At 69.2% G+C, this 22,896-nt stretch carries 23 protein-coding genes and 3 pseudogenes; 18 read left to right on the top strand and 8 right to left on the bottom strand.

Features of this window, described 5'->3' with window-relative positions; genetic code table 11:
* Positions 1-94: 94 nt before the first annotated feature.
* Positions 95-880, top strand: coding sequence for a non-homologous end-joining DNA ligase (gene ligD, locus LXX_RS02700; RefSeq protein ID WP_370558461.1), 786 nt, complete (start codon positions 95-97; stop codon positions 878-880).
* Between the two features lie 250 nt (positions 881-1,130).
* Here the strand turns inward: ligD and LXX_RS13350 are convergent.
* Positions 1,131-1,746: pseudogene (locus tag LXX_RS13350) on the bottom strand (hypothetical protein).
* A gap of 219 nt (positions 1,747-1,965) precedes the next feature.
* On the opposite strand from LXX_RS13350, the gene LXX_RS02710 reads away from it, so the two are divergent.
* The gene (locus LXX_RS02710) at positions 1,966-2,394 is read left to right on the top strand and encodes an SIP domain-containing protein (protein WP_011185526.1); all 429 of its coding nucleotides are present in this window, start codon (positions 1,966-1,968) and stop codon (positions 2,392-2,394) included.
* 258 nt (positions 2,395-2,652) lie between these two features.
* Here LXX_RS02710 and LXX_RS02715 read toward each other — a convergent pair whose 3' ends face one another.
* From LXX_RS02715 to LXX_RS15255, 7 genes and pseudogenes are all read right to left on the bottom strand, one after another.
* Entirely contained in the window at positions 2,653-3,108 is a 456-nt protein-coding gene (locus tag LXX_RS02715) for a hypothetical protein (protein ID WP_041767147.1), read from the bottom strand.
* A 106-nt stretch (positions 3,109-3,214) separates the two neighbouring features.
* Positions 3,215-3,754 (bottom strand): alpha/beta hydrolase, encoded by a 540-nt coding sequence (locus LXX_RS16525; RefSeq protein WP_370558452.1) that lies wholly within the window; start codon positions 3,752-3,754, stop codon positions 3,215-3,217.
* Positions 3,646-4,515 carry an alpha/beta hydrolase gene (locus tag LXX_RS16110; protein ID WP_192807310.1) on the bottom strand — a complete coding sequence of 290 codons (870 nt, stop codon included), beginning with the start codon at positions 4,513-4,515 and terminating at the stop codon, positions 3,646-3,648. The genes LXX_RS16525 and LXX_RS16110 overlap by 109 nt, the downstream gene beginning before the upstream one ends.
* A 105-nt stretch (positions 4,516-4,620) precedes the next feature.
* Entirely contained in the window at positions 4,621-5,181 is a 561-nt protein-coding gene (locus LXX_RS02725) for a hypothetical protein (RefSeq protein ID WP_155806767.1), read from the bottom strand.
* A gap of 249 nt (positions 5,182-5,430) precedes the next feature.
* On the bottom strand, positions 5,431-6,003 hold the full coding sequence (locus tag LXX_RS02730) for a hypothetical protein (protein ID WP_223227699.1): 573 nt from the start codon (positions 6,001-6,003) through the stop codon (positions 5,431-5,433).
* Positions 6,004-6,055: 52 nt separating this feature from the next.
* A pseudogene (locus tag LXX_RS15250) lies at positions 6,056-6,256 on the bottom strand (SDR family NAD(P)-dependent oxidoreductase); the annotation flags it as partial.
* A pseudogene (locus LXX_RS15255) lies at positions 6,253-6,586 on the bottom strand (Fe-S oxidoreductase). The pseudogenes LXX_RS15255 and LXX_RS15250, both read right to left, overlap by 4 nt.
* Positions 6,587-7,039: 453 nt before the next feature.
* Here LXX_RS15255 and LXX_RS02740 point away from each other — a divergent pair.
* The 16 genes from LXX_RS02740 to der all read left to right on the top strand — a co-directional run bounded on the left by LXX_RS02740 (position 7,040) and on the right by der (position 22,885).
* Positions 7,040-7,414, top strand: a complete 375-nt coding sequence (locus LXX_RS02740) for a hypothetical protein (protein ID WP_041767153.1) — start codon at positions 7,040-7,042, stop codon at positions 7,412-7,414.
* Between the two features lie 124 nt (positions 7,415-7,538).
* Positions 7,539-8,453 carry an NAD kinase gene (locus LXX_RS02745; protein ID WP_011185528.1) on the top strand — a complete coding sequence of 305 codons (915 nt, stop codon included), beginning with the start codon at positions 7,539-7,541 and terminating at the stop codon, positions 8,451-8,453.
* Entirely contained in the window at positions 8,446-10,185 is a 1,740-nt protein-coding gene (gene recN / locus LXX_RS02750; RefSeq protein WP_011185529.1) for a DNA repair protein RecN, read from the top strand. Before LXX_RS02745 ends, recN begins: the two co-directional genes overlap by 8 nt.
* 213 nt (positions 10,186-10,398) lie before the next feature.
* Positions 10,399-11,934 carry an alpha/beta hydrolase gene (locus LXX_RS16115; protein ID WP_141692839.1) on the top strand — a complete coding sequence of 512 codons (1,536 nt, stop codon included), beginning with the start codon at positions 10,399-10,401 and terminating at the stop codon, positions 11,932-11,934.
* Positions 11,826-12,365, top strand: coding sequence for an alpha/beta hydrolase (locus LXX_RS16530; RefSeq protein ID WP_370558452.1), 540 nt, complete (start codon positions 11,826-11,828; stop codon positions 12,363-12,365). The genes LXX_RS16115 and LXX_RS16530 overlap by 109 nt, the downstream gene beginning before the upstream one ends.
* A gap of 106 nt (positions 12,366-12,471) precedes the next feature.
* On the top strand, positions 12,472-12,927 hold the full coding sequence (locus LXX_RS02760) for a hypothetical protein (protein ID WP_041767147.1): 456 nt from the start codon (positions 12,472-12,474) through the stop codon (positions 12,925-12,927).
* Between the two features lie 188 nt (positions 12,928-13,115).
* Entirely contained in the window at positions 13,116-14,816 is a 1,701-nt protein-coding gene (locus LXX_RS02765) for a CTP synthase (RefSeq protein ID WP_223227700.1), read from the top strand.
* Positions 14,816-15,460 (top strand): NUDIX domain-containing protein, encoded by a 645-nt coding sequence (locus LXX_RS02770; RefSeq protein WP_011185531.1) that lies wholly within the window; start codon positions 14,816-14,818, stop codon positions 15,458-15,460. Before LXX_RS02765 ends, LXX_RS02770 begins: the two co-directional genes overlap by 1 nt.
* Positions 15,457-16,362 (top strand): site-specific tyrosine recombinase XerD, encoded by a 906-nt coding sequence (gene xerD, locus LXX_RS02775; RefSeq protein WP_011185532.1) that lies wholly within the window; start codon positions 15,457-15,459, stop codon positions 16,360-16,362. Before LXX_RS02770 ends, xerD begins: the two co-directional genes overlap by 4 nt.
* 187 nt (positions 16,363-16,549) lie before the next feature.
* On the top strand, positions 16,550-17,410 hold the full coding sequence (locus LXX_RS02780; protein ID WP_370558468.1) for a ParA family protein: 861 nt from the start codon (positions 16,550-16,552) through the stop codon (positions 17,408-17,410).
* Entirely contained in the window at positions 17,394-18,233 is an 840-nt protein-coding gene (locus LXX_RS02785; protein WP_011185534.1) for a segregation and condensation protein A, read from the top strand. Before LXX_RS02780 ends, LXX_RS02785 begins: the two co-directional genes overlap by 17 nt.
* Positions 18,223-18,837, top strand: coding sequence for an SMC-Scp complex subunit ScpB (locus tag LXX_RS02790; RefSeq protein WP_011185535.1), 615 nt, complete (start codon positions 18,223-18,225; stop codon positions 18,835-18,837). The genes LXX_RS02785 and LXX_RS02790 overlap by 11 nt, the downstream gene beginning before the upstream one ends.
* Entirely contained in the window at positions 18,827-19,609 is a 783-nt protein-coding gene (locus LXX_RS02795) for a pseudouridine synthase (RefSeq protein WP_011185536.1), read from the top strand. The genes LXX_RS02790 and LXX_RS02795 overlap by 11 nt, the downstream gene beginning before the upstream one ends.
* Before the next feature lie 9 nt (positions 19,610-19,618).
* The gene (locus tag LXX_RS02800) at positions 19,619-20,707 is read left to right on the top strand and encodes a prephenate dehydrogenase (protein WP_011185537.1); all 1,089 of its coding nucleotides are present in this window, start codon (positions 19,619-19,621) and stop codon (positions 20,705-20,707) included.
* A complete protein-coding gene (gene cmk, locus LXX_RS02805; RefSeq protein ID WP_011185538.1) occupies positions 20,704-21,387 on the top strand; it encodes a (d)CMP kinase in 684 nt (227 codons plus the stop codon). Before LXX_RS02800 ends, cmk begins: the two co-directional genes overlap by 4 nt.
* Positions 21,380-22,885: a ribosome biogenesis GTPase Der gene (der, locus tag LXX_RS02810; protein ID WP_041767156.1), complete on the top strand. Its 1,506-nt coding sequence runs from the start codon at positions 21,380-21,382 to the stop codon at positions 22,883-22,885. The genes cmk and der overlap by 8 nt, the downstream gene beginning before the upstream one ends.
* Positions 22,886-22,896: the final 11 nt, after the last annotated feature.

The raw sequence follows: 22,896 nt of genomic DNA on the forward strand, positions 1-22,896 counted from the left end.
CTCGCCCAGTTCGCTTCCGGCGAGAGTGCCTGGCGCGCATCCCACACGGAATTCACACTCTTGTCACCGTCTGTTCGGGGGTTACCGTGGTCGCATGGCAGGCGACGCGATTGTGCTCACCGTTCCGGGTCCGCACGGCGACCGCGAGATCCGGATCTCGAGCCCGGGGCGGGTGCTCTGGCCGGAGCTCGGGATCACCAAAGCGGACCTCGCGAACTACCTCGTGGCTGTCGGTGAGGCGTTCGTCCGTGCGAACGGGGACCGCCCGGTGTCGCTTCAGCGCTTTCCCGAAGGCATCGGCGGCGAGCAGTTCTTTTCCAAGAACCCGCCGCGAGGCGCTCCGGAGTTCGTGCGTTCGGTGATGGTGGTCTATCCGAGTGCGCGGACGCATCCGAAGCTCGTCCTCGACGAGCCCGCGGCGGCCATGTGGGCGGCGCAGATGAACACGGTCGTCTTCCATCCGTGGCCCTCCCGCGCGGAGGACACGGATGCCCCAGAACAGCTCCGCATCGACCTGGACCCGCAGCCGGGAACCACATTCGCAGATGCGGTCCCGGCCGCGATCCACTTGCGCACGGTGCTCGCCGAGGCGGGGCTGGAGGCGTTCGTCAAGACCTCCGGGAACCGCGGTCTTCAAGTGTTCGCCCCGATTGAGCCGGCGTATGAGTTTATGGATGTCCGGCACGCCGTCATCGCCGCAGCCCGCGAACTCGAGCGGCGCATGCCGGACAGCGTCACGACCGCGTGGTGGAAGGAAGAGCGCGGAGAGAGAGTCTTCGTCGATTTCAACCAGGCGAATCGCGATCGGACGATGGTGGGGGCGTACAGCCCGCGGGCGCTGGCCCACGCCCCCCATTTCCACTCCCCTCACTTGGGATGAACTCGAACACGTCGATCCGCGCGACTTCACCGTGCTCACCGTGCCGGAGCGCCTGCGCAGCGTCGGCGATCCTTGGGAGTCGTTCGGTGAGAGTCCGGGCAGCATCGGGACCCTGCTCGATTGGGTGGCACCGTGACCTCGCGAGCCCCCGCGCGTGCAGCCGAGCCGCGCGAAGAAGAGCTGACGCGGACGCTGCCGGCGGCGCGGTGCGGCGCGTGGCTCACACACGGCCCGGCTCCACGGCCGCGCGTCAGCTGAGGACGCTGGCGAGGTCGTACGCCACGGGGCGCACAAGCTGCTCGAAGGCACACGATCGGGCATCGCGGTCGGGCCGCCAGCGCTCGAACTGCGCTGTGTGACGGAAGCGCATCCCCTCCATCTGGTCGTAGCGGACCTCGAGCACCCGAGCGCCGCGCGACGCTCCGAGAACGGCTGATCGAGGAGGGACTCGTCGCCGAGTGCGATCAGGTCGAAGGCGATGAAGGCTGCGGGGGTCTGTTCGGACAGCAGGTTCACCCGGCTCGCGGCGTGATGGATGCGCTGGGACAGCGCTTCCCAATCCAGACACTGCCGGGGTCGCCGGTCGGCACGACGATCTCGCCGTCGAGCACACACGGGCCCGGCAGGATGCGCCGGAACGCGTTCACCAACTCGGGGAAGTAGCGCGTGAGTGTCTTGGACCCGCGACTGCCGGTCTCAACCTCCCCGACCGAACGGTCTCCGGCGTCTCTGGCGTAGACGATCGCGCGGAAGCCGTCCCATTTGGGCTCGTAACTGAGACCCCCGGAGGCGCTGCCCGGATCGGGCACAACGGGGACGGCCCGGGCGAGCATCGGGGCGATGGGGGACTCCGGCGTTGGACGCATGCCTCGATCATGCCCCGCCACCGACCCGATCGGAAGGGACGGATGCGGCGTGCGCATCCGGTGGAGGGTGGAGGGTGGGGGTGGGGTCTGCCGGTCGGCGGTGACAAGCGGCGCCGAGGGAACCAACGCATGCTGGGCATCCCCTTCGAGACGCCACCGTGACGGTTGAACTTAGGTAAGCCTCGCTTATAATCGAAGGCGAAATGTATCGGCCCGATCATGCCACACACCGGTGACACCGCGCACCACGACGACCGCGTTCAGTTCCTCGTCGTCGGGGATGGCACGTCACTGACCGAGCTCGAGGCCGAGCTGGCGCTGTTGCCGCTGTGCTCGCGGGGGCGGGTGTTCGTCGAGGTCGAGGATGTGCGGGAGGTCATTCCGCTCGCCGCTCCGATGCGGATGACGGTGACATGGCTGGTCCGTACGGAGCGGACCGGACGCCCCGGGACCTCGGAGCGCTGTGCGCACGGGGAAGCGGCGATGCGGGCGGTTCGGGCCTGGGCGGCGGAAATGCTGTGCGACGGGCCGGGGCAGACACGGGCGATCGTGATGGGGTCGTGGGAGTTGGTGACCGAGATCCGCGAGCATCTGACGGACACCGTCGGGATGCCGGTGGAGGCGATCGCGCAGCCGGTGCCCCGCTGAGCCGGCGGCGTCTCCCTCCCTCAGCGTCATCGCTTTCTCCGCTGCTTTCGCCGCACACCCGGCACCCGCCACCCTGAAGACGAGACCCACCGCGGATACGGCCGCCAGCTGGCGAAGACCCCTCACAAACACGCGCCCCACCCCGGCCGCTCCGCTCACCGTCTCCCACGCCCGGGACATGTCACGGGTCGACACCGTCCAACGGCGCGGATGTGGAGGGGGATGAGGGAGCAAGGGTGTTCCACTGCTCCCACGGAATCACACCCTCATCCCCGGGAGGACCTTCCCCCGGTCCCGCTCCGCCTGATCCTCCTCGTTCAACTCCCAGAAGTCCCCGGGAGAGCACCGCGCCAACGCGCCAACGTTGTCGGAAGCGTTCGTATCGAAATCAGCACGGAGCACCGGACCGCCCGACCCATACACAACCGGACCCCCTTGATCCGAAATCCGCACCTGCATCCCCAACGACTCCCAATACGCCGCAACCCGCTCAGCGTCCCCGGCATGATCCGTCCCCCGCGGGGCCCAGTGGTCGTAACTGTAGCTTGCCCCCAGCACACCCCCACCAAGCCCACACTCATCCGCTGCCGCCACACCGTTGCGTGGCCACCACCCGGTGACCTCAAGTTGTTTCGTGGTCCCGATGACGAACTCCACCACCGCGTCCCGACCCTCCCGCGGCGTCAACGCCTTCTCCGCTGCTTTCGACGTCATACTCGTCCTCGTTCCTTTCCCTGCCGGCCCGCTCCCCGAACAGCCGACCACTCCCGCGCCGAGAGCGACCACCGCGAACACGACCGCACAGACCCGAACACCAGCCCTAGCCAACAAAAGCACCCCTTCTCATTCCCTCTTGCAAACCCTTCTGAACATTCGTCGGCCCCAAAGGCGCATACGGTGTCATCGACCCGGTCTCCCCGGAAACCGCCCGGGCCGTGTTCGCCAACGACTCCGTCTGCCGGTCGAGATACCCCTCCTCAGCACCGTCATCGCTCATCAACGGACTGTGAATTTCGGTCACGATCCGCCCGGCATCGCCGCCGGTCTCGACACCGAAGGTCTTCGCACCGAATTCGGGGGCCATCGGGTTCACCCGGTGGTCACGACTGCTGTCTCGACCCACCCACGCCCACTGATCCCCGCTCTCCCGCTCCCCGGGAAACTTATCCCGCGCATGACCCGAATACACCGCCCCCGCGTTCAGATCCCCCACCGACCGAACACTGTCCGGCAACCCCGCCGACCCCAACGTCACAAACGTGTCCACCCGCACCCCGGGCTGGGAGAGCGCGACAGTGGCAGTGGTCGTACCGTAAGAGTGAGCGACCACCGACAACCGTGGCAGGGAGGCGGCGCGCACGGCGGACAGACCCCCCAGCGCCGACACCAGCTTGTTACCCCCCCGACCGCCCGGTTGACGTTCAGCACCCCGAAGTCCGGATCCCCGACACTCGGCGACGGCGGGGTCTCGTAGCCGATCCAGGCGACCACCGCACTGCCCTCGGGAAGAAGCGCGCGCAGGTTCTGTGCCGCTTTCGCCCACCCCGTCATCCCCCGGGTCGTGGTCCCCATCCCCGGAACGGCGTAACTCACCGTCGTGGCCGTATCCAGATCCCCGACCGCGACCGCCGCCAACGGCGGACGATCACCCGTCAACACAATCAGAGAACGAGACGCCCATGTCGCTGTCCTTTGCAGGGCGGTGCGGATGTTCTTCAGCGCTTTCAACTGCTCCTCGCTGTCTCGGAGGGTTTGTTTCATCGCCAGCACCCCAGGCAACAGCGGCCCGTTCACGACCGAGCTATCCCCAACACGGGCCTTCAACCCGGCGATCTGCTTCTCCAACCCCGCGATCGCAGCAACCAACGCACGCCGATTCGCCTCATCCCTCGCCCCATACGGGATCCCCTCGAGGTTCCCGAACAGGACAGGGAATGCGGCCAGCAACAACTCCTGACGCGCCGAGAAACCACCAGCACCCACCGCACCCAACCCCAGACCGTGCCACCAGGTGTTGACCGCCACCGGGTCCATAGACAGCAACCGGGCCTGCAGACCCGGAGACGCCGCCAACAACACCCGCAACTCCACCACGGTCAACGACGCGAACGCACCCAGCAAACCGTCATCGCTGAGCGGACGCACCACCGTCGCAACAAGATCCAGAGCACGATCCGAAACCGTGCCACCAACGGCAGCATCGAACGCCGCAGCAACCCGCTCAACTCACACCGCATCAGCACGGCTCTCCGCCAAAAGTCGCTCAAACACATACAAAAACGTCGCCGACTCCACCGGAACCCACGAACACGACGCCACAAACGCCGACCACGCATCCCGCAACACCGCCAACCGCCGCTCCATAACAAGAGTGCTCGCACGAGTCTGCGACACAAACACCCGCAACCGGTCCGGAACCGCCGAACTCCTCCCCAAGGACCCCCCACCCGAAGTGCGCTCCCGCTCCCGCGGTGAGAAGGCAGCCGAGACCACCGGCGGTCGCACCACCACCTCCGACGGCCGGGGATCGAAGAACCCATCAATACCAGCACCGACCACACCCACCACGTCCGCAGTCACACGACGACGCTCACGCACCGCCTCCCGCTCACGCCACCCCGCCAGATCTCTCCGCCGCTTCTCCTCCTCCCGCGCCCTAAGCACCGCAACCTCGACCTGCTCAGCCAGGCCATACAACACACCAGCAAGCCTGCCCCGATCCGCCGCCTCGATGAAGGAGCACGGCAGCCGCAGCAAACAGACCCGCGTAACGACCCGAGAAATCATGCGCGGCCGTCTCCACAGCCCCCCGACGAAGAACCCCTCACCACGAAGCTCCTCATCCAGCCCACGACACACACGAACCAACACCAACGCCACGGCCTCATCAAACCAAACCACCAGCCGAACCCCCCTCAACACCCCCGAACGGCAAACACACTACCCAACAAAAATCACAAGTATCAACCAGTCACGTCGGATCGGACGCACCGCACCCAGAAGGTCCCACCTCACCAACCTTTTTGGGCAGTGCGTCTAGCCCTGCTGAACCCCCACGATGCGCTCCGTCACCGTCCACAGATCGCGGCCGAGCTGTGCTTCCCTGGCTTGTTCGCTCCGTTTTCCGTTGGCGCGGAAGCGGTCGAAGTAGGAACCGGTCGGTGCGCCGACCTTCGCTTCCGCGGCCAGGCGCTCGAGGGGAGCTGCCCCGGCTGTCGGGGCGATGCCGTTCGCTGAGCCGAGACGGATGAGGGAGGTCGCGCCGAAGTTGGTGACGACGAATCCGGGGTGGAAAGAGTAGGCGGCGATGCCGGTGCCGGTGAGGACTTCGGCGAGCTGTTCGGTGAAGAGGATGGTGGCGATCTTCGCAGTGCCGTAGGCGGGCCAGTCTCCGCGCCAGGGGCGGCGTGACCAGTCGAGGTCGTCGAGGCGGAGATCGCCGAAGCGGCGGGCGACGCTGGCGGTCGCGATGATGCGGACATCGCGGCCGAGGCTCGCCGTGTGACGGAGACGGGGGAGCAGCAGGGTGGTGAGGAGGAAGGGGGCGAAGTGGTTGGCCTGGATGGTGCGCTCGTGGCCGTCGGCGGTTCGTTCGCGGCGGTGGTTCAAGACCGCCGGCGTTGTTGGCGAGGACGTCGATGGTCTCGTACCGCTCGAGGAGGGCGCCGGCGAGCGCCCGGACATCGTCGAGGCGGTCGAAGTCGGCGAGGAAAGGGGTCGCGCCGATCCGTTCGGCGACGGCTCTCGTGCGTTCGGGGTTCCGGCCGACGACGGCCACCCGATCCCTGGCGGCAGCGAGGTTCGCGGCCGCGATGGCGCCGATGCCCGAGCTCGCACAGGTGATGACGATGGTCCGGGTCACCGGTAGCCTCCCTTCTCCAGGCCGGCCTCGATCTCGAACCGATTGCGGAGTGGGTCGCGACCGGCTCGCATGCCGCTTGTGGACGGCCTCGTGCTCCAGGACGTCGTCCGACACGTTCTGATCGGTCAGGTAGCACGCGCCGACGCAGGAACCGCCGCGGCCGAACAGGACCGTCGGCAGACCGCGGAACACGAACAGACCGTCGCGGCGTTCGATGCGTCCGGTGCTCCAGAGGAAGCCCCAGGCGAGGCCGACCGCATTGGCGTAGAGGTAGCCGAGCCGGCTGATCGGCGAGTCGAGGAACAACCGGGAGAGCACCGGCGTCCTCACTCTTCCGGCCGGCCGTACGACTCGAGCAGCCGGAGCCAGACCTCGCTGATGGTAAGGCAGCTACCTCCGGGCGGAGGAGAGCGCCTACGCCGAGGATCTCCTCGACGCCGTCGCCGCTCCCGCCGCCGCCGACCTGAACGACATCGAGGATGAGTTCACCAAGGCCGCCGCCAGCACCCGGAGCGCCCCCGGGGACGGCGACGACCCCTCCAGCACCTTCGTCGCCGCCCGCGCGCTCCGCAAGGCGTATAAGCTCCCCGCGCTCGTCCGTCCCGAGCACCCTGCCGACCGCGAGTTCGTCCTCGACGCGATCCGCTCCGACGAGCACGCCGCCTACGACTCGGCCCGCGCTCTGCACGACTTCATCGGGGGGTCCAGACCGCTGAACGGCGGCAGCTCGACGACCGGCTGATCGACCTGTGGGCCGACTACTCCGCCGCCGACCTCCACGAGTTGCTCAGCAAGCCCCCGAAAGTCGCGGCCACCCTGGCCAAGGCTGTCGTCTCCCGGCTCGCCCGCCCGAGCCGCGACACCCTGGCCACCGCCCTCGCCACCATCCGCGCGACCGGTGACGCCGGCAACTGGCGTGCGTTCACCCGCGCCCTGTTCGACTCGTGGGTCGCCGTCGAGTGCGAGGCGACCAGCCGGTTCAACACGAAGGTCGTCGATGCCGCGATCGAGGCAGAGCGCACGGCCGCCCGCCGGAGCGCCGCTCTGGCCTGGCCAGAGCTCGTGCAGCAGGCTGCGAGCCTGGACGGCCACCCGTTCGGGCACAGCCCGCGCGAGGTCGCCGACTTCATCCGCGGCATCGTCACCGACCTCCTCTGAGCCGCCGCTGGGCCGGCTGAGGGCGGCTGGCGAATTTCCGCGAGTCCGGCCGCGGAGTCCGTCGTGGCCGGATTCTCCGACAGAATGGGGTGAGGCACCGAGAGGAGACGATGTGACGGACACGGTGGCGGCGCAACGCTACATCCTCGTCGTCGCGCACACCGGTCGCCGGGACTCGCTCGCCGCGGGCGTGTCCGTCTGCCGCCAGCTGCTCGCCGCCGGCGTCGTTCCCGTCCTCAGCGAGGGCGAGCGGCGCGATCTCCTCGCGGCGGAGCCCGAGCTGGCCACGGTGGTGGCGCTCGGAGCCGAGGTGCCGCCGGCCGAGCTGGAGCTGGTCATCGTCCTCGGCGGCGACGGCACCATCCTGCGCGCCGCAGAGCTCGTCCGGGGCTGCCCGGCGCCGCTGCTCGGCGTGAACCTCGGCCACGTCGGCTTCCTCGCCGAGAGCGAGCGCGACGACCTGGAGACGGCGGTGGCCCGCGGGCTGGCGAAGGACTATGAGGTGGAGGAGCGCATGACGCTCTCTGCGCGGGTGAAGGTCGGCGAGGAGGTCGTCTACGAGAGCTGGGCGCTCAACGAGGCGACGGTGGAGAAGGCGAACCGGGAGCGGGTGCTCGAGGTCGTCATCGAAGCCGATGGCCGGCCGATGTCGAGCTTCGGTTGCGACGGCGTCGTGATGTCCACCCCGACCGGGTCCACCGCGTACTCGTTCTCGGCCGGCGGTCCGGTCGTCTGGCCGGGCGTCGCCGCCCTGCTGCTGGTGCCGCTGTCCGCGCACGCCCTGTTCTCGCGCCCGCTGGTGGTGGATGCCGACTCCTCGCTCGCGGTCGAGCTGCTGGAGGGCGCCGGTGGTGAGGGAGTCCTGTGGTGCGATGGCCGGCGGGCGTTCGACCTGCCGCGCGGGGCGCGTGTCGTGGTGCGGCGCTCGCCCATCCCGGTGCGGCTTGCCCGGCTTCACCCCGGGCCGTTCACCGACCGGCTCGTGCGTAAGTTCACGCTCCCGGTGACGGGATGGAGAGGGCCGGACGGTCGTGACTGAGAGGCGTCGCGCCGTCTCCGGCGGCGGCATCGAGGAGATCGCCATCCGCGACCTGGGTGTGATCGCCGGGGCCGCGCTGCCGATCGGGCCGGGGTTCACGGCGATCACCGGCGAGACGGGGGCGGGCAAGACGATGGTCGTCTCGGCGCTCGGGCTTCTGCTCGGCGAGCGCGCCGACACGGGGGCTGTTCGCGCGGGCAGCGCTCAGGCCTGGGTCGAGGGCCGCTGGCGGGTCCCCCCGTCTGGCCCGGTCGCCGATCGGGTCCACGATGCGGGCGGGGAGCTGGACCCGCTCGACGGCGGTCAGGCGGAACTCGTTCTCAGCCGCTCGGTGTCGGCGGAGGGCCGTTCGCGCGCGGTCGTCGGCGGCCGGAGCGCGCCGGTCAGCGTGCTGACCGAGCTCGGCGGCCGGCTGGTGGTCGTGCATGGGCAGTCCGACCAGCTGCGGCTGCGCTCGGCGACCGCTCAGCGCGAGGCGCTCGACCGGTTCGCCGGTCCGGAGTTCGCCGCCGCTCTCGACGCCTACGCACAGGTCTTCTACCGCTGGCGCGACGACCGCGCCGAGCTGGACAGACTCGTCGCCGATCGGGAGCGGCGCTCCCGCGAGGCCGACGACCTCCGGATCGCGATGGCCGAGATCGAGGCGGTCGCCCCGCAGCCCCGTGAGGATGACGAGCTGGCGGAGCGGGCCGAACGCCTCAGCAACCTGGAGGAGCTGCGCCTCGCCGCCGCCCGGGCCCGGGAGCGGCTCTCCGCGGAGGAGTCCGAGGCCGCCGATGCGCTCGGCCTGCTCGACAGCGCGCGCCGTCAGCTGGAGCGCGCCGCCCCGCACGACCAGGAGCTCGCGCCGCTGGCCGAGGCCGTCGCCGCCGCGAACTATGCCGTCTCGGACATCGCCGCCCAGCTCTCGACCTACTTGGCGGCGCTCGACACCGACGGCGCTCGCGAGCTGGAGACCGTCCAGGAGCGCCGCGCCGCGCTCGCGACGCTGGTCCGCAAATACGGCCCGAGTCTGGACGATGCGATCGCCACCCTTGAGACCGGGAGCCTGCGCCTGCTGGAGCTCGACGGCGACGCCGAGCTCATCCAGCGGCTCGCCGCCGAGGTCGAGGCCGATGGCCGCCTCGTCGCCGAGCTCGCCGGCGACCTCACCGCACGCCGTCTCGACGCCGCCGCCCGGCTCGGCGCGGCGGTCTCCGATGAGCTCCGCGCTCTCGCCATGCCGGACGCGCGCGTCGTCGTGGAGGTGACGGACCGCGAGGAGTGTACCGCGACGGGTCGCGATCAGGTCGCCATCCTGCTGCGACCGCATCCCGGAGCCGAACCCCGCCCGCTCGGCAAGGGCGCCTCGGGTGGCGAGCTGTCGCGGGCCATGCTCGCCATCGAGGTCGTCATCGCGGGCAGCGACCCGGTGCCCACGTTCATCTTTGACGAGATCGACGCTGGCGTCGGCGGCGCTTCCGCCATCGAGATCGGCCGCCGCCTCGCCCGGCTCGCCCAGAGCGCCCAGGTCATCGTCGTGACCCACCTCGCGCAGGTCGCCGCCTTCGCGACCAATCACCTCACCGTCGTCAAGGGCAGCGATGGCTCGGTCACCGCCTCCAGCGTCCGCCGGCTGGACGGCGAGGAGCGCATCGCGGAGATGGCCCGCCTCCTTTCCGGCCTCCCTGACTCCGCGAGTGGTCTTGCCCATGCTCGTGAGCTCGTCGAGACGGCTGCTGCGGCCCGTTGACCCTCGTCGGCCTGGTGACAGGCACGTGACTGGTTGATACTTGTGATTTTTGTTGGGTAGTGTGTTTGCCGTTCGGGGGTGTTGAGGGGGGTTCGGCTGGTGGTTTGGTTTGATGAGGCCGTGGCGTTGGTGTTGGTTCGTGTGTGTCGTGGGCTGGATGAGGAGCTTCGTGGTGAGGGGTTCTTCGTCGGGGGGCTGTGGAGACGGCCGCGCATGATTTCTCGGGTCGTTACGCGGGTCTGTTTGCTGCGGCTGCCGTGCTCCTTCATCGAGGCGGCGGATCGGGGCAGGCTTGCTGGTGTGTTGTATGGCCTGGCTGAGCAGGTCGAGGTTGCGGTGCTTAGGGCGCGGGAGGAGGAGAAGCGGCGGAGAGATCTGGCGGGGTGGCGTGAGCGGGAGGCGGTGCGTGAGCGTCGTCGTGTGACTGCGGACGTGGTGGGTGTGGTCGGTGCTGGTATTGATGGGTTCTTCGATCCCCGGCCGTCGGAGGTGGTGGTGCGACCGCCGGTGGTCTCGGCTGCCTTCTCACCGCGGGAGCGGGAGCGCACTTCGGGTGGGGGGTCCTTGGGGAGGAGTTCGGCGGTTCCGGACCGGTTGCGGGTGTTTGTGTCGCAGACTCGTGCGAGCACTCTTGTTATGGAGCGGCGGTTGGCGGTGTTGCGGGATGCGTGGTCGGCGTTTGTGGCGTCGTGTTCGTGGGTTCCGGTGGAGTCGGCGACGTTTTTGTATGGGTTTGAGCGGCTTTTGGCGGAGAGCCGTGCTGATGCGGTGTGGGTTGAGCGGGTTGCTGCGGCGTTCGATGCTGCCGTTGGTGGCACGGTTTCGGATCGTGCTCTGGATCTTGTTGCGACGGTGGTGCGTCCGCTCAGCGATGACGGTTTGCTGGGTGCGTTCGCGTCGTTGACCGTGGTGGAGTTGCGGGTGTTGTTGGCGGCGTCTCCGGGTCTGCAGGCCCGGTTGCTGTCTATGGACCCGGTGGCGGTCAACACCTGGTGGCACGGTCTGGGGTTGGGTGCGGTGGGTGCTGGTGGTTTCTCGGCGCGTCAGGAGTTGTTGCTGGCCGCATTCCCTGTCCTGTTCGGGAACCTCGAGGGGATCCCGTATGGGGCGAGGGATGAGGCGAATCGGCGTGCGTTGGTTGCTGCGATCGCGGGGTTGGAGAAGCAGATCGCCGGGTTGAAGGCCCGTGTTGGGGATAGCTCGGTCGTGAACGGGCCGCTGTTGCCTGGGGTGCTGGCGATGAAACAAACCCTCCGAGACAGCGAGGAGCAGTTGAAAGCGCTGAAGAACATCCGCACCGCCCTGCAAAGGACAGCGACATGGGCGTCTCGTTCTCTGATTGTGTTGACGGGTGATCGTCCGCCGTTGGCGGCGGTCGCGGTCGGGGATCTGGATACGGCCACGACGGTGAGTTACGCCGTTCCGGGGATGGGGACCACGACCCGGGGGATGACGGGGTGGGCGAAAGCGGCACAGAACCTGCGCGCGCTTCTTCCCGAGGGCAGTGCGGTGGTCGCCTGGATCGGCTACGAGACCCCGCCGTCGCCGAGTGTCGGGGATCCGGACTTCGGGGTGCTGAACGTCAACCGGGCGGTCGGGGGGGTAACAAGCTGGTGTCGGCGCTGGGGGGTCTGTCCGCCGTGCGCGCCGCCTCCCTGCCACGGTTGTCGGTGGTCGCTCACTCTTACGGTACGACCACTGCCACTGTCGCGCTCTCCCAGCCCGGGGTGCGGGTGGACACGTTTGTGACGTTGGGGTCGGCGGGGTTGCCGGACAGTGTTCGGTCGGTGGGGGATCTGAACGCGGGGGCGGTGTATTCGGGTCATGCGCGGGATAAGTTTCCCGGGGAGCGGGAGAGCGGGGATCAGTGGGCGTGGGTGGGTCGAGACAGCAGTCGTGACCACCGGGTGAACCCGATGGCCCCCGAATTCGGTGCGAAGACCTTCGGTGTCGAGACCGGCGGCGATGCCGGGCGGATCGTGACCGAAATTCACAGTCCGTTGATGAGCGATGACGGTGCTGAGGAGGGGTATCTCGACCGGCAGACGGAGTCGTTGGCGAACACGGCCCGGGCGGTTTCCGGGGAGACCGGGTCGATGACACCGTATGCGCCTTTGGGGCCGACGAATGTTCAGAAGGGTTTGCAAGAGGGAATGAGAAGGGGTGCTTTTGTTGGCTAGGGCTGGTGTTCGGGTCTGTGCGGTCGTGTTCGCGGTGGTCGCTCTCGGCGCGGGAGTGGTCGGCTGTTCGGGGAGCGGGCCGGCAGGGAAAGGAACGAGGACGAGTATGACGTCGAAAGCAGCGGAGAAGGCGTTGACGCCGCGGGAGGGTCGGGACGCGGTGGTGGAGTTCGTCATCGGGACCACGAAACAACTTGAGGTCACCGGGTGGTGGCCACGCAACGGTGTGGCGGCAGCGGATGAGTGTGGGCTTGGTGGGGGTGTGCTGGGGGCAAGCTACAGTTACGACCACTGGGCCCCGCGGGGGACGGATCATGCCGGGGACGCTGAGCGGGTTGCGGCGTATTGGGAGTCGTTGGGGATGCAGGTGCGGATTTCGGATCAAGGGGGTCCGGTTGTGTATGGGTCGGGCGGTCCGGTGCTCCGTGCTGATTTCGATACGAACGCTTCCGACAACGTTGGCGCGTTGGCGCGGTGCTCTCCCGGGGACTTCTGGGAGTTGAACGAGGAGGATCAGGCGGAGCGGGACCGGGGGAAGGTCCTCCCGGGGATGAGGGTGTGATTCCGTGGGAGCAGTGGAACACCCCTGCTCCCTCATCCCCCTCCACATCCGCGCCGTTGGACGGTGTCGACCCGTGACATGTCCCGGGCGTGGGTCGACACCGTCCGGCGGCGGGCGGCCGTTCGGGGGGAGGAGAGCCCTCGGGGGTGATAAGCTGCAAGCCCGTGGTGGATAACTCAGACGCGGGCTTGTCAATCAAGCGAGCACAGCTCGGCGGCACGACCAAACACATCTTTGTCACCGGTGGTGTCGTCTCTTCGCTGGGGAAGGGTCTCACGGCCGCTTCCCTCGGCAATCTGCTGACCGCACGGGGTCTGCGCGTCGTCATGCAGAAACTCGACCCCTACCTCAATGTGGACCCGGGGACGATGAACCCGTTCCAGCACGGCGAGGTGTTCGTGACCGACGATGGTGCCGAGACCGACCTCGACATCGGGCACTACGAGCGCTTTCTGGACATCAACCTCGGCCAGTCGGCGAACGTCACCACGGGGCAGATCTACTCCAATGTGATCGCCAAGGAGCGTCGCGGCGAGTACCTGGGCGACACGGTGCAGGTCATCCCGCACATCACCGACGAGATCAAGCGCCGGATGCGCTTGCAGGCGCAGCCCGGACCCGACGGCGATCCCGCGCCCGATGTCATCATCACCGAGATCGGCGGCACGGTCGGCGATATCGAGTCGCAGCCCTTCATCGAGTCGGCCCGCCAGGTGCGCCACGAACTCGGCCGCAAGAACTGCTTCTTCGTGCATGTCTCGCTGGTTCCGTTCATGAACGCCTCGGGCGAGCAGAAGACCAAGCCGACGCAGCACTCCGTCGCGGCCCTGCGCTCGATCGGCATCCAGCCGGACGCGCTCGTGCTGCGCAGCGACCGTCCCGTGTCGGAGCCGAACAAGCGCAAGATCGCGCTCATGTGCGATGTGGACGAGGCGGCCGTGGTGAACGCGGTGGATGTGCCGAGCATCTACGACATCCCGAGCATGCTCCACGATCAGGGGCTGGACGCCTACATCATCGACCAGCTGGGGCTCACCCAGGCGGCCGATGTGGACTGGGCGGGCTGGTCGCGGCTGCTGGAGGCCGTACACGATCCGAAGCACACGGTGACGATCGGCCTGGTGGGCAAGTACATCGACCTCCCGGATGCCTACCTGTCCGTCACCGAGGCGCTGTGTTCGGGCGGTTTCGCCCACGATGCCAAGGTCGCGCTCAAATGGATCGCCTCCGACGAGTGTCAGACCGCCGATGGCGCTGCCGCACAGCTGAGCGATGTGGACGGGATCTGCGTCCCGGGGGGATTCGGCGTGCGCGGAATTGAGGGCAAACTCGGCGCGCTGAGGTTCGCACGCGAGAACGGCATCCCGGCCCTCGGCCTGTGCCTTGGCCTCCAGTGCATGGTGATCGAGTACGCGCGGAACGAGGCCGGGCTCGCCGGCGCGTCGTCGTCCGAGTTCGACCCGGACACCGCGTTCCCGGTCATCGCGACAATGGCAGAGCAGGTGGACATCATCGCCGGCGGCGATCTGGGCGGCACGATGCGCCTCGGTCTCTATCCGGCGGCGCTGGCCGGGGGCTCGATCGTCGCCGAGCTGTACGGCGCGGCCGAGGTGAGCGAGCGCCACCGCCACCGATACGAGGTGAACAAAGCCTACCGCGCCCAGATCGCCGACGCGGGCCTTTGGTTCTCCGGCACTTCGCCCGATGGCCACCTCGTTGAGTGTGTGGAGCTGCCGCGCGACGTGCATCCGTTCTACGTGGGCACGCAGGCGCATCCCGAGCTGCGGTCGCGGCCGAACCGGGCGCACCCGCTCTTCGCCGGCCTCATCGGCGCGGCGCTCGACCGCCAGAAGGCGAGCCTGCTGTTCGACGTCGCCGCGGACGCCTGATGACCGAGCCCCTCCGCGACGAGACCGTCGACCCCGAGATCGTTGCCAGTGAGCCGGTTTTCCGCGGCGCGGTCTGGGATGTGCGGCGCGATGTCTTCCGCTACAACGGGGAGGAGATCGCCCGCGAGTACGTCGACCACACCGGCGCCGTGGCCGTACTGGCGCTGGATGAGGAGGAGCGGGTGCTGCTCATCCGGCAGTACCGGCATCCTGTCCGGCACCTTGAGTGGGAGATCCCGGCCGGGCTGCTCGACATCGCCGGCGAGGACCCGCTCGACGCCGCCAAGCGCGAGCTCGCCGAGGAAGCCGACCTCGAGGCGGACGAGTGGAATGTCCTCGCCGACATCTTCTCGAGTCCCGGCGGCAACGACGAGGCGATCCGCATCTACCTCGCCCGCGGCGTCCGGGCGACCGCGGAGGCGTTCGCGCGCGAGGACGAGGAAGCGGACATCACGGTGCGCTGGGCGCCGCTCGAGGAGGCCGTGGCCGCCGTGCTGGAGCGCCGCGTTCACAACGCGCCGTTGACCGTCGCCGTTCTGGCCGCCCAGGCCGCCCGCACCGCCGGGTGGAGCGCGCTTGGCGCGGCCGACGCCCCCTGGCCGAGCCACCCGAAGCTGCGACGGGCCGAGCCGGACCGGAGATGACAGTCCCGGCCGACGTCGATGCCTACCTCAGGCATGTGGCGATCGAGCGCGGGCTATCGGCCAACACCGTCGCGGCCTACCGCCGCGATCTCGCGGTGTACGCGGGGTGGCTGGCCGTGGAGCAGGTGACGCAGACGGCCGCGGTCACCCCCGCGACGGTCTCTGCGTACCTCCAGCACCTCGCGACGCGCGGCGAATCGCCCCTCACCGCGTCCTCCCTCGCCCGGATGCTGTCGACCGTCCGCAGCTTCCACCGTTTCCTCCTCGAGGAGGGCCGCGTGACGGTGGATGCCGCTCACGACATCCGCCCGCCCAAACTTCCGAGCCGCCTGCCGAAGGCGATCGGCGTCGACCAGGTTGCCGCCCTGCTGGCGGCGACGGACGGCGACGACCTCGCCGACCTCCGCGACAAGGCCCTCCTGGAACTGATGTACGCGACGGGCGCCCGCGTGAGCGAAGCGGTCGGGCTCAACGTGGACGACGTGATCGACACCGATGTCGTCCGACTCACCGGCAAGGGCGCCAAACAGCGCATCGTCCCGCTCGGCAGCTACGCCAGGGCCGCCGTCTCCGCCTACCTCGTCCGCGCCCGCCCCACCCTCTCCACCCGTGGCCGGGCCACTCCCGCGCTCTTCCTCGGGATGCGCGGCGCCCGTCTCTCCCGCCAGAACGTCTGGCTCATCATCCGAGCCGCTGCCGACCGCGCCGATCTGACCGTCGAGGTGTCGCCGCACATCCTGCGGCACTCGTTCGCCACCCACCTCCTCGCCGGTGGCGCGGACGTACGGGTGGTGCAGGAACTGCTCGGCCACTCGTCGGTCGCGACGACGCAGCTCTACACGCTGGTGACGGCGGACACGCTGCGGGACGTGTACGTGTCGGCGCACCCGCGGGCGCGGTAGACGCTCCGCTGCCGGGCGGAACGCCGCACACCCTCCGCCCCACAACCCGCCGCCGTCCTCACCCCGCGGTCGGGGGTGGGCTCGGCTAGACTGTCCCCTTGAACAGGCCGGACGAGGGCCGCACGAGGCAGGGACGGGGAACATCCAGGTGACGCGCAACGACGAGGCCAGGACCGAGCTGCCGGGGATGGACGACCCCGCCCTCACGGCTCCTCTCGGGCCCACCGGCCGGCCGTTGCGCTCTTTCCCGGCCCCGGGCACGCTGAAGCAGCACGGTCCTGCCAAGATCGTCGCGCTGTGCAACCAGAAGGGCGGCGTCGGCAAGACGACGACCAGCATCAATCTCGGGGCGGCGCTGGCCGAGTACGGGCGCAGGGTGCTCGCGGTGGATTTCGACCCGCAGGGGGCGCTGTCGGCCGGGCTCAGGGCGAAGACGCACGACGTCACCACGATCTACGATCTGCTCCTGAACCGGAACGCCGATGTCCGCGAGGCGGTCCAGGCCACGAGCGTGCCCGGCCTCGACATCGTCCCGGCGAACATCGACCTGTCGGCGGCGGAGGTCCATCTCGTCAACGAGGTCGCGCGCGAGCAGATTCTGGCGAGTGTGCTGCGGAAGGTCAGCGAGGACTACGACGTCGTCCTGATCGACTGCCAGCCCTCCCTCGGCATCCTCACCGTCAACGCGCTGACCGCGAGCCACGGCGTGCTCATCCCGCTGGAGTGCGAGTACTTCGCGCTGCGCGGCGTCGCGCTGCTGATCGAGACGATCGACAAGGTGCGCGAGCGGCTGAACCCGGCGATCGGGCTGGACGGCATCCTGGCCACCATGTACGACTCGCGCACGCTGCACTCGCGCGAGGTGCTCGAGCGCGTGGCGGACGCCTTCGGCGACCGGGTGCTCGAGACGGTCATCTCGCGCACGGTCAAGTTCCCGGACGCTTCGGTCGCGGCGAGCCCGATCACGCAGTTCGCGCCGGAGCACGCCGCTGCGGAGTCGTATCGCCAACTCGCCCGCGAGCTGATCTTCCGTGGCGCTGTCGCCTGACGGGGGCCAGCGCGGCGACGGTTCGCTCGCCGAGGCGGAGTCCGCGGGCTTTCGCGTCGCCGTCGGCGCTTTCGAGGGGCCGTTCGACCTCCTGCTCTCGCTGATCGCCAAGCACGAGCTGGACATCACCGAGATCTCCCTGAGCACGGTGACCGACGAGTTCATCGCCTACCTCCGTGAGCTCGACGCCGACGAGAGCCTGGATGAGGCGAGCGAGTTCCTGCTCGTCGCCGCGACCCTGCTCGACCTGAAGGTCGCGGGGCTCCTGCCGCAGGGCGAGCTGGTCGATGCCGAGGATGTCGCGCTGCTGGAAGCGCGGGACCTGCTGTTCGCACGGCTGCTGCAGTATCGGGCGTTCAAGGAAGCGTCGGAGTGGTTCTCCGGGCGGTTGGAGGCCGAGTCGACCCGCCACGCGCGGACGGTCCGCCTCGAGGGCAAGTACCGGCAGCGCACGCCGGAGCTGGTGTGGACGCTGAGCCTGGAGGATTTCGCGGCCCTCGCGACGGTGGCGATGACGCCGCGCGAGATCCCGGCTGTCGGCCTCGTCCACCTGCATGCGCCGCTCGTCAGCATCCGTGAGCAGGCGGCCCTCGTCGTCGGGATGCTGCGCCGCGGCGAACCGATGTCGTTCCGGCAGCTGGTGGCCGGGAGCGAGCAGAAGGGTGTGGTGATCGCGCGCTTCCTCGCGGTGCTCGAACTGTACCGGCACGCGGCCATCGCCTTCGAGCAACTGGAGCCGCTCGGCGAGCTGACGCTGCGCTGGACGGCGGAGCACTGGTCGGAGGAGAGCCTGACGAATCTGGGAGCGGACTATGACGGTTGACGGGACCGAGACCGAAGTGCAGCCGGTGGCGGTGGAGGACGAGCGGATCGAGCGGGCGCTGGAGGCCATTCTGATGGTCGCCGATGAGCCGATGAGCCTCGTCACGCTCGCGACCGCCGTGGGCGCGCCGGTGAAGCGCGTGCGGCAGGCGGTGGACGCTCTGGCCGCCGACTTCGACGGCTCGCCGGATGCGGAGGGGCGCCCCCGGGTGCGCCGCGGTTTCGAGCTGCGCGAGGTCGGCGGCGGCTGGCGGGTGTACGTCCGGGCGGAGTTCGATGCGGTGGTCTCGGGGTACGTGCTCCAGCAAAACCCGCCCCGGCTGTCGCAGGCGGCCCTGGAGACCCTCGCGGTGATCGCGTACAAGCAGCCGATCAGCCGCGGTGCGATCGCCTCCATCCGCGCCGTCAATGTGGACTCGGTCGTCCGGACTCTTCTCGGTCGCGGCCTCATCACCGAGCTGTTCGCGGACAGCGATACCGGCGCCATCAACTACGGCACGACCGACCTCCTCCTCACCCAGCTCGGCGTCAACTCGATCGAGGAGCTGCCCAAGATCTCCCCGCTGCTTGCGGACGGGGCGGAAGGATTCGACGATGTCCGCTGAGCCGCAGGGCGAGCGCTTGCAGAAAGTGATGGCCGCCGCGGGCGTCGCCTCCCGCCGCGTCTCGGAGGAGCTGATCGCTGCGGGGCGTGTCTCCGTCAACGGCACGGTGGTCACCGAGCTCGGCCGCCGCGTCGATCCCGTCGTCGACCATGTTGCCGTGGACGGCGCCGCGGTCCAGCTCGACACCACCCTCCGCTACGTCATGCTCAACAAGCCGGTCGGGGTCGTCAGCTCTCTGCGCGACGAGCAGGGCCGCCCCGACCTCTCCCGCTTCGTCGCTGACTACGAGGAGCGTCTCTTCAACGTCGGCCGGCTGGACGCGGAGACCTCGGGCCTGCTCATCCTGACCAACGACGGCGAGCTGGCCCACGTCCTCGCGCATCCCCGCTTCGGCGTGACGAAGACGTACATCGCTCGCGTGCGCGGAGCCGTGACTCCGCAGACGATCGGCCGGCTCACCCGCGGGGTCGAGCTGGAAGACGGACCCATCGCGGCGGACCGGGCGAAGCTGCTGCAGTCGGACCCGGGCGGCGGCAGCCTGGTGGAGGTGACCCTGCACTCGGGGCGGAACCGCATCGTGCGTCGGATGCTGGCCGAGGTCGGGCACCCCGTCGTGGAGCTGGTCCGCCGCCAGTTCGGGCCGTTGCACCTCGGGACGCTGAAGGCCGGGGCCCTGCGCGATCTGACCAAAGCCGAGCTGGGGTCGCTGCTGACCATCTCCCGCGAAGACGGGTCCCAGGCGAGGTCCGGGGGTGGCCCCGGCGCTGGCTAAGGTTGATCCGTGACCGAAACCGCCTCCCGCCTCTCCGGACCCGTCCGCGTCGTCGGGACGGGGCTGCTCGGCGCCTCCGTCGGCCTCGGGCTTCGCGCCCGGGGCGTGGATGTGCTGCTCGCCGACGCCTCGACCGCACATCTCCGCCTCGCCACCGATTACGGCGCGGGGCGGCCGGACGACGGCGGAGCCGAGCCCGCGCTGGTCGTGGTGGCGGTGCCACCGGACCTGGTCGCCCGGGTCGTCGCAGCGGAGCTGGCCGCGCATCCCGGTGCGATCGTGACGGATGTGGCCAGTGTCAAAGTCGCGCCGCTCGCCGAGCTGGAGCAGGGCGGTGCGGACCTCAGCCGTTACGTGGGATCGCATCCACTCGCCGGACGCGAGAAGGGCGGACCCAGCGCGGCCAGGGCGGACCTCTTCATCGGACGGCCCTGGGTGGTCGCGGTGCGGCCGGAGAACCCCCGCGCGGCCGTCAGCCTGGTGGAAGCGCTCATCCTGGATCTTGGCGCGACGCCGATCGAGCTGGGGGCCGCCGAGCACGACGCCGCTGTCGCCCTCGTTTCGCACGCGCCTCAGATCGTCTCGTCGCTGATGGCGAAGCGGCTCTCCGGTTCCACGGACGCGGCCCTCGGGCTGGCCGGTCAGGGTGTGCGGGATGTGACGCGCATCGCGGGCAGTGAGCCGGAGCTGTGGGTGCAGATCCTGGGGGCGAACGCTCCAGCGATCGTGGAGATCCTGCGCGCCTACCGGGACGACCTCGACCGCGTCCTCGTCGCGCTGGGCGATGTGGACGCACCCGGTTCGCGCCGGATCATCGCCGAGGAGATCGCCGGGGGCAACGCCGGTGTCTCCCGCCTGCCGGGCAAGCACGGGCAAGACAAGCGGTTCGCGAGCCTGACCGTGATGGTGGAGGACCGGCCCGGCGAGCTTGCCCGGCTGCTGCACGAGCTGGGGGAGCTGGATGTGAACCTGGAGGATCTGCGGCTGGAACACTCGCCGGGTGCGCCGTTCGGCCTCGCTCAGATCGCGGTGCTGCCTGAGGCGCTGCACCGCACCGTGAACGATCTGACCGACCGGGGCTGGAGGATCGCCGGATGACCGAACCCGCCACCCCGCCCGTGGTGCTGGCTGTCGACGGACCCGCCGGAAGTGGCAAATCCTCCGTTTCGAAAGCTGCTGCCGGCCGTCTCGGCTGGGCCTATCTGGACACCGGCGCCGCCTATCGCGCGCTCGGATGGTACGTCGTGGAGCGCGGTCTCGATCCGGCCGATCCGGCCGTTGTCATCGACTCCCTGCCCGATTTCGACTACCGGATCGGGACAGACCCGGACACTTACCGTGTGTTCGTGGGGGAGCGCGATGTGACCGAAGCCATCCGGGAGCCGCGCGTCACCGCTGTCGTCAGTGCGATCGCGCGCGTTCCGCAAGTGCGCGCCTCCCTCACACGGCTGTTCCGCGAGATCATCGCCGGCAGCGGGAAGGCCGGGATCGTGGTCGAAGGCCGGGACATCACAACGGTGGTCTGCCCGGACGCCCTGGTCCGCATCCTGCTCACCGCCGACGAAGCCGTTAGAATGAACAGGCGTTCCGCGGAGCTGACCGGGCATTCCGCCGCCCGCGTCGGGGAGGCTTTGCGCAAGCGCGACGCGGCGGACTCGCGTGTCGTGGACTTCATGAACGCCGCGGAGGGCGTCATCACCGTCGACTCCACCGAACTGGACTTCGATCAGACCGTCGACGCGGTCATCGCGGTCGTGCAGAAAGAGACCCATGTCTGACATCGAGAACGAGCCCACCGGCGCCGACGACCTCGTCGAGCGGTTGGCGGGAATGGACGACGACCTCGCCCTTCAGCGCGCCGTCGCGCTGCGTAGCGGCCTGGACGACTACGAGCTGGACGACGCCGATCTCGATCTGCTGGAGGTCGACGGCGAGGACGCCGACGCGATCGCCTTCCTGCCCGCGCTGCCGGTGCTCGCGATCGTCGGCCGCCCCAACGTGGGCAAGTCGGCACTCGTCAACCGCATCCTGGGTCGCCGCGAGGCTGTCGTGGAGGACACTCCGGGTGTCACCCGCGACCGCGTCTCCTATCGGGCCGAGTGGAACGGGCGTCGCTTCACCGTCGTGGACACCGGCGGCTGGGAGCCCGATGCGCGCGGCATCGACGCCTCCGTCGCCGCGCAGGCGGAGGTGGCCATCGATCTGGCCGACGCCGTGATGTTCGTGGTGGACGCCATGGTCGGCGCGACCTCGACCGACGAGCACGTCGTGCGCTTGCTCCGCAAAAGCGACAAGCCGGTGTTCCTCGCCGCCAACAAAGTGGACGACGCCCGCCAGGAGCCCTCCGCGACCGAGCTGTGGTCGCTCGGTCTCGGGGAGCCGCATCCGGTCTCCGCTCTGCACGGCCGCGGCGTCGCCGACCTCCTCGACAAGATCCTGAAGGCGCTGCCGGACGTCTCCGCCGTCGCCAAGCAGGAGGTCGGCGGTCCCCGTCGTGTCGCGATCCTCGGCCGGCCGAATGTCGGCAAGTCCTCGCTGCTGAACAAGGCCGCGGGGGAGGAGCGCGTCGTCGTCAACGAACTCGCCGGCACCACCCGGGACCCGGTGGACGAGCAGGTGGAGCTGGGTGGCAGGGTGTGGCGCTTCGTCGACACCGCCGGCATCCGCCGCCGCGTCCACCTCCAGCAGGGCGCCGACTTCTACGCCTCGCTGCGCACCTCCACCGCGCTGGAGAAGGCAGAGGTCGCGGTCGTGGTGCTCGACGTCTCGCAGCCGATCAGCGAGCAGGACGTGCGCATCATCGACCTGGTGCTCGAATCCGGCCGTGCGCTCGTCCTCGCTTTCAACAAGTGGGACCTCCTCGACGACGAACGGCGGCGCTACCTGGAACGTGAGATTGAGCAGGATCTCGCCCACGTCTCCTGGGCCCCCCGCGTCAACATCTCGGCCCGCACCGGCCGGCATCTCGAAAAGCTCGTGCCGGCGCTGGAACGAGCGCTCGAGTCGTGGGAAACCCGCATCCCGACCGGCAAGTTCAATGCGTTCCTCGCGGAGCTCACGTCCGCTCACCCGCACCCGGTGCGCGGCGGCAAGCAGCCCCGCATCCTGTTCGGAACCCAGTCGACGAGCCGCCCGCCGACATTCGTCGTGTTCACGACCGGGTTCCTGGACCCCGGCTACCGTCGCTACGTGATCCGCCGGCTGCGCGAGGTGTACGGGTTCGAGGGGACGCCGATCGTCCTGAACATGCGGGTGCGGGAGAAGCGGAAACATTAGTGGAACATCTG

The sequence above is a fragment of the Leifsonia xyli subsp. xyli str. CTCB07 genome (assembly GCF_000007665.1).
Lineage (GTDB): Bacteria > Actinomycetota > Actinomycetes > Actinomycetales > Microbacteriaceae > Leifsonia > Leifsonia xyli_C.